The organism is Trueperaceae bacterium, from assembly GCA_036381035.1.
GTDB lineage: Bacteria > Deinococcota > Deinococci > Deinococcales > Trueperaceae > DASRWD01.
The window spans coordinates 1-5,927 of record DASVDQ010000103.1; the positions used below are offsets into that span (position 1 = coordinate 1).

Sequence of the window (5,927 nt, forward strand, 5' to 3'; positions counted from 1 at the left end):
CCCGACCCGGACTGGACGGTCGGCACGAAGGTCGGCCGCGGGCCCGGCCGCGCGCCGGAGCACTACGTGCTGGACGCAGTGCGCCTCAGGGGCAGCCCGTCGCAGGTCCAGGAGCTCTTCATCAGAACCGCCCTCGCCGACGGGCCGGGCGTCGTCCAGGTCATCCCCCAGGACCCTGGCGAGGCGGGGAAGACCGTCGCGCAGCAGCGCGCCACCCTGCCCGAGCTGCAGGGCATCGCCGTGCGGATCGTGCGGCCTACGGGCGACAAGGTGACCCGCTTCCAGCACGCGAGCTCGCTGGCCGAGCAGGGCCTTCTCAAGGTCGTCCGCGGATCCTGGAACGACTGGTGGTTCTCGGACCTCGAGGCGTTCCCGGACGCGACGCACGACGACACGGCCGACAGCCTGTCTGACGCAGTGAACAACTGCCCGGCGCCTTCAGCGTTTCGGGTGAGGGGAGCCACCGCATGACCAAGACCAAGGCGGCGCCGGTCGTGAAGGCCCGCGCGTTCGCCACGACCGCCCTCGACCTCGAGCCGGCCCTGCAGCTGCGCATCGACACGCCCCTCGAGGCTGAGCCGAGCGAGGCGGCGCAGACGCACGACGCCCGCGTGCGCGTCCCCTGGCCCATCCCCGCGTCGCAGCTGATCGACTTCTACCTGGCCTCGCCGTGGCTGGGAGCGATCGGCAACCTCCTCGCCGACGCCGTCAGCAGCGCGAAGTGGGACCTGGCCGCCCGCGACGTCGACACGAGCGGGCAACCCCTCGACCGCGCCGGCGACTTCGACAAGGCGTCCGACGAGAACTACCGCCGCGCCAAGGCCTGGCTCAGCAGGGAGACGATCGGCAGGGAGGGCGTCAGCGAGCTCGACCTGCCCGCCCTCCTGAGGGCCCTGTGCGTCGCGAACGACCAGACCGGCAACGTGTTCGTCGAGGTCCTCCGCGACCAGACCGGCCGCGAACCCATGCAGGTCAGCCACCTGCTGCCGCAGTTCGTCTGGTACGAGGCGCGCGACACCGGCCTCGTCCTCAGGCAGGAGGACCCGTTCGGGAAGCCCGTCAACTTCGTGCCGTTCGGCACCCGCAAGGCGGGCGACAAGGACACGCGCGAGTTCCTCCACCAACGCCAGACGAACCTCGCGTCGAGCTTCTACGGCCTCCCAGCGTGGATCGCCAGCCGCGACAGCGTCGAGGTCGACAACCAGCACCGCAAGTACCTCCGCGGCTTCTTCAAGAACCACGGCACGCCTCGCTACCTCGTCACCGTCACCGAGGACCCCACCTGGACCGGCTCCAAGCCCGGCGACGACGCCCTCGACGCCCTCTTCGAGCAGGTCCGCGGCTTCCTCGAGGCGAACCAGGGCGACATGGCCGGCAGGAACCTCATCCTGCAGTACCCCGGCGGCATCACGGTCACCGCGCAGGCCCTCGACCACAAGCTCGAGGATCCCACCTTCCCGAACACCGCGAAGCTCGCGCGCGACGAGATCCTCGCCGTGCGGCACGTGTCCCTGATCAACCTGGGCCTGCCGGAAGGCGGATACCGCGCCACGGCCGAGACGCAGGCCGACGACTTCGTGACGCAGGCGCTGATCCCGTTCGCAGCGCCCGCCGTGGCGATCATCAACCGCATCCTCCACGCGCCCGCCCCCAGCGGGCTCGGCATCACGGACTACGACTTCGAGCTGACGTTCGACGACGCCGAGCAGCTGATGCGGAAGGTGGAGGCGCTCGTGAAGGCCGCCGGCGCCCCCGTCCTCTCCCAGGCGGAAGCCAGGCAGGTGCTCGGGTACGAGCCGGCCGGCGAGACCAAGCCGCTGCTGCCGACGACGATGCTCCCCGCCGGCGACTTCGCCGCGGGCGGGCCGGATGCGCCGGCCGAGGACTAACCCGCGCCTAGCGCGCGCCCGGCACCTGGCGCAGGTCGAGGCGGCCGTCCGGCGGTACGCGCCCGAGGTCTGGACGGCCACACGCCGGCTCCACGCCAAGTGGCTGCGAGAGGCGCTCGCCGCCGCCAGGCCGCTACTCGACCGCCTCGTCATCGAGGCCAGGCTGTACGAGCTCGAGGTCGAGTGGCTCTCCACCGAGCTGGCGTGGCTCGGGTACGAGATCAGCCCTGACGAGCTGCTGCAGCAGCCTGAGGTCATCTGGACGCTGAGGCGCCTAGCGACCACCACACCCAGGCAGGCCGGCTTCCTCACCACGGACCCGAGACTGGACACTCTCGTGAGGGAGACCGTGCGGATCCTCGAGGACGACCTGTCGACCTTCTGGCGGACCCTCACCGACCCAGAGACGCTCGCCAGGCGCCTCGTCGCCCTGAAGGCCGAGGGCGTGCCGTACGTCGAGGCTTCCAGGCAGGTCGCGCGCCAGTACGGGACCGAGTTCTACCGGGCCGAGCGCCTCGTCCGCTCGAGCTACAACACCGCCGCGAACAACGCAGCCGCGGCCGCCCTCGAGGAGGCGGGCTTCACGAAGAAGCGCTGGTTGACGAGCCGGGACGCGCGCGTACGTCGACCGACGCCGGGCAGCCCGTACGACCATGCGTCAGCCGATGGCCAGACGGTCCCCGTCGATCAGCCGTTCATCGTCAGCGGCGAGCCCCTCATGTACCCCGGCGACCGCTCGAGGGGCGCGAGCGCGGGGAACCTGATCAACTGTAGATGTAGCGTGATAGGCGTAGAATGAACGTCCCTCGCGGTGCGTGAAAGGCGGAGCTCGATCCTTGACGCGATTATGAGCGGCTCATGCTAGACTCCCACCAGCACATGTAGTGCTTCCGGCCCTCGGGGCCGCGTAGATACGCGAACCCGGAGGGCTTGTCTCTGTTCGGACGCCGCCACAACCTGCAGACCAGAGCCGCGGCTGCCGTCGCGGCGCCTGTCGGCGTACCCCGCAGCGTTGACCTGACCGTCCGCGCCGGCGCAGGCGACACCCTCCTCCTCAGAGCCAGCAACGACACCGTCGTCGACCGGTACGGCACGATCATCACCGCCGAGGCGCTCCTCCGGGATTGGTGGCCGGGCTACCAGCAGCACCGCACCCTCTCCCTCCAGCACAACCTGCCCGAGCTCCGCGGCATCGAGGGCCGTCCCAACGTGGGCCTGGCGCAGCGCGTCGACTTCGCGCCTCAGCTCGAGGTCACCGGCCGCGTCCTCGACGACCACACCCGCAAGCTGATCCAGCAGGGCAAGGTACGCAGCGCCTCCCTCGAGTTCGTCCCCCTCGAGGTCGAGACCCGCACCGACAAGTCGGGCAAGCGCGTCGAGGTCTACCACCGCCTCTCGAGCGAGCCCGAGCACTGCGGCCTCTCCCTCGTCGACGTGCCCGGCGTGCCCGGCGCGGACATCCTCTCCATCCGAACCCTGCCCGCCCTCTGGGCGTACGCCGTCGTCGACCCGCGCGTCCTCAACGGCGAGGTCACCGATCCCGAGGAGGTGCGGCAGCTGGCGTGGCTGCCTCATCATGACGAACGCAGCCACGCCGTCGACGAAGCGCTGTTGGCCCGGGCGCTCGCTGACCTCGAAGCGGGCCGCGTCAGCGTGCCACCGTTCGCCAGCCTCACGCAGGCGCAGGTGGTCGAGAGAGCCCGCGCTCACCTCGAGCGGCACACCAGCCTCCGGCTCGGCAGAAGGGCCGAGCCGGAGCCCCTGAAGGAGGGGGAGATGAACGAGTGGATCAGGGCCCGAGCCGCGCAGTACGCGGCCGAGGGCATGAGCCAGGCCGACGCCGAGGCGAAGGCCAAGGCCGACTACGACAAGCTCGCGCCCGAGGTGCGAGCCAAGATCGAGGGCACACCCGCAGAGGACGAGCAGGAGACCAAGGGCCTCCTCGCGCGCCTCTTCGGCCGCAACGGCGGCGGGGACGTGCACGTGCACGTCGGGCAGCCCGCAGAGCAGGTGCAGGCCCGAGCCGCCGGCGAGCCCGCCGACGCCCAGCCCAAGGCCGAGCCCAAGCCGAAGGCTGAGGAGAAGCCGGCCGACAAGCCGCAGCAGCGCAGCGCGCGCGACATGTGGCTGCAGGCCCGCGCCGCCCTCCTCCAGGTCGAGGAAGGCCTCAGCGAGGCCGACGCCCGCGCCGCCGCGCAGGAGCAGCTCGACGCCGACCTCGGCCTGCAGGCGCGCCTCGCCGCCGCGCCCGCCCCCGAGCCGGCCGACCGCCAGGACCTCCCCCAGGAGATCCGCGCGCTCCTCCGCCGGCCCGAGGACCCCATGGCCGCCATCGCCAGCGGCCTGCGCATCCGCAGCCCCAGGCTCGAGGGCGACCAGCTCCTCGCCGAGGTCCTCATGCGCACGGTCGTCCCGCAGGTCGGCCGCCAGCGCCCGTCGACCAGGCAGCTGACCGAGGCGTACAACATGCTCGCCGAGGCCGGCATCCACTCGCGCGCCCTCTCCATCGAGACCGACGGCACGGTCATCCGTGAGGAGCTCGCGCGCCAGTTCGTGGTCAAGCCCGAGCCGGACGTCGTCTTCCGCAACCACATGCGGAGCGTGCCGATGGCCGGCGTCAAGAAGCAGACCTTCCCCCGCTTCGACAGGGCCGGCATCACGCACGAGTGGGGCCGCACCTCGACCGACCCGATCACGGACAGCGAGCCCACGCTCGACACGTTCGACATCGAGGTCAGCGAGCTGAACTCGAAGGTCGTCGTGCCCGACTCCTTCCAGATGTTCAACGCCCAGGGCATGTCCTTCGTGGCGCAGAACCTGCTCCCGGCCATGCGCGGCGCCGCCCAGTACGAGGAGGACCGGGCGTTCTTCATGAGCACCGGCACCGCCACGGACCCGGCCACGTTCAAGGGCCTCCGCAGCGTCACCGGCGTGACCAGCGTCAGCGCCAGCACGGACGGCGACGCCTTCGACCTCAGCATCCTCTCGAGCCTGCTGAGGGCGATGCCGGTCGCGTTCCGGTCCGACGTGGCCAGGCTCGCGTTCTACATGCCCATCAGCCTCGCCGACGACTTCGCCGAGATCATCAGCGAGCGCGCCACCGTCCTCGGTGACCGCCTCCTGTCCGAGGCGAGCGGCGTCGGCCCGCGCGCCTTCGGCATGTACCGCGGCGTGCCCGTGTACGGGATCTCGCACCTGCCCAACAACGAGACCCAGGGTGGGTCGACGGACTGCGGCACGGTGTTCCTCGTGCACCGGGACATCCCGGTCATCGGTGACGCGCTCACCATCAGGATCGAGCCGTACCGGCGCGAGAACTTCATCGACGTACTGCAGCTGCAGGCGTGGGTGGGTCTCGGGTACCAGTTCCCGGCCGGCGTCGTGCGCCGCGTCGGCGTCCGTCCGCGCCTCCAGGGCTAGTGAGCCATGGCGAAGCCCAAGGCTCTGACCACCCAGGCCGGTAAGGGCGGGGCGGAGCTCCCAGAGATGGGGGCTCTGCTCCGGTTCCTGCAGGAGCGGTTCCTCGCCGTCAAGGACACGACCGAGACGGACACCAGCGGCTGGAAGGAGATCACGCTGTCATGACCAAGGCCAAGAAGACCACGACGAAGAAGGCCAAGGCCGAGGCGGCGCCGGCCAGCGAACCGACCGTGGCCGCGCCCGTCGAGGCCGCCCCCGCGCCTGCGCCAGAGCCCGCAGCGCCGGCGATGGTCGCGTGCAGGCTCGGCCCGACGAGCAACGTCGGCCGCCTCATCGTCGGCCGGGTCGTGATCGAGCGAAACGTCACCTGCCGCATCCCCCGCGCCGAGTTCGAGCGCCTCAAGGCCGAGTACGGCCTCGTGGAGGTCGAGGAGTAGCCATGCCCTGGCTGGATCCCGACGTGGTGCTCCCCATCGCGGGGCACACGCCCGAGTCGCCCCTGAGCAGCGCTCAGGCGGCGGCCGTCGCGTTCGCCGAGCAGGCCATCGAGGCCCGCACCCGGCTCACGTGGGGATCCACCAGGAGCGAGACGATCACCGTCCGCCTCAACGCCGCCAA

General features: G+C 71.0%; 5 protein-coding genes. All 5 read left to right on the forward strand.

All coding sequences use genetic code 11. From position 1 onward, the window contains the following. Positions 1-471: phage terminase large subunit (gene terL / locus VF202_11970; GenBank protein ID HEX7040829.1), on the forward strand; the 471-nt coding region annotated here is incomplete at its 5' end. Then, on the forward strand, positions 468-1,889 hold the full coding sequence (locus VF202_11975) for a phage portal protein (GenBank protein HEX7040830.1): 1,422 nt from the start codon (positions 468-470) through the stop codon (positions 1,887-1,889). The genes terL and VF202_11975, both read left to right, overlap by 4 nt. Next, complete coding sequence (locus tag VF202_11980) at positions 1,870-2,688, forward strand: hypothetical protein (protein ID HEX7040831.1); 819 nt, start codon at positions 1,870-1,872, stop codon at positions 2,686-2,688. Before VF202_11975 ends, VF202_11980 begins: the two co-directional genes overlap by 20 nt. Before the next feature lie 131 nt (positions 2,689-2,819). Beyond that, the gene (locus VF202_11985) at positions 2,820-5,309 is read left to right on the forward strand and encodes a phage major capsid protein (protein HEX7040832.1); all 2,490 of its coding nucleotides are present in this window, start codon (positions 2,820-2,822) and stop codon (positions 5,307-5,309) included. Positions 5,310-5,470: 161 nt separating this feature from the next. After that, positions 5,471-5,746, forward strand: a complete 276-nt coding sequence (locus VF202_11990) for a hypothetical protein (protein ID HEX7040833.1) — start codon at positions 5,471-5,473, stop codon at positions 5,744-5,746. The last annotated feature ends 181 nt before the right edge of the window (positions 5,747-5,927 follow it).